Genomic DNA, 1,085 nt, shown 5'->3' on the forward strand with positions numbered 1-1,085 from the left:
GGTGTAGGCGGTCGAGGACACCGTGGTCGGCCCGGACACGTTCGTCGTGCGTCCGGTGCCCGGGGTGTACTCCAGGGTGGCGGTGACCGAGGAGCCCAGCGCGCCGATCCCGTCCACCCGGATCGAGCTGCTGCCCGACTGGCCGCCGAAGACCAGGCTGACCGACCTGGTACCGGCGTCGTAGGCGGCCACGCCGTCGTTGTTCGTGGTCGGGACGACGGTGACGATGCTGCCGCTCTGGTCGCCGTACCACTTGTACATCCAGTACGACGCGGTCGGCCGGCCGTTGTGCAGCAACCCGTTGAGGGTGCCGGCCTCATACCAGAACGCCCGCTGCGCGTCGCGCACACCCTCACGCTCGAACTGCGCGACGTAGTGGTTGGCCAGGGCGGGCACGTCGACCTCGGCCGGCTGGGCGTACTCGTTGATCGAGATCGGCCGTGGCGAGATGCCGAGCTCACGCTCAAGCGCCCGGTAGGCCCGGATGTTCCCGGTGACCTGCCGCCAGCCGCTGAGCTCGTGCCAGGACACCACCTCGGGCACCGTGTTGGTCGCCTTGGCGTTGTTCAGGAAGGCCCGCATCCAGTTGACGTCCCACCGCGAGTAACTCGGCCCCATGATCGGCTTGGCCGGCTCGCTCTGCCGGATGCGCCGGTAGGTGCGCACCCAGCCCTCGTTGAAGGAGACACCCGAGGCGGAGGGCCAGGTCCAGTCCGGCTCGTTCCACGGCTCCCAGGAGTCGATGTTGGTGATGTCCGGGCGGGCCTTGACAGCGGCGATCATGTCGTCGATCCGCCAGTACCAGTCGTTCCAGTTGGTCCACCAGTACGGGAAGCCGTCGAAGCTGTCGGCCATGTCGACGGTGATCCGGGCGCCGATCGCCTTGGCGTTGGCGGCGATGACCAGGGTGTCGCCGATCGGGATCGGGGAGCCGTTGGGCCGGTGCTGGTGGTGCGGCGGCGGCTGGCGGAGCTGGCTGAGCTTCAGCGGCTGCATGATCGACACCGGCGGGGTGGCGGCGTCGGCCAGGCCGTACAGGGTGCCGGAGCCGACCCTGGTCACCGGGCGGATGACCGAGCCCACGT

1 pseudogene is annotated in these 1,085 nt (G+C 69.4%); it reads right to left on the minus strand.

The window, feature by feature from the left end:
- A pseudogene (locus tag KIP79_RS46165) lies at positions 1-1,062 on the minus strand (CBM35 domain-containing protein); the annotation flags it as partial.
- Positions 1,063-1,085 lie beyond the last annotated feature (23 nt).

This window comes from Acrocarpospora catenulata, from assembly GCF_018476525.1.
GTDB classification, from domain to species: Bacteria; Actinomycetota; Actinomycetes; order Streptosporangiales; family Streptosporangiaceae; genus Acrocarpospora; species Acrocarpospora catenulata.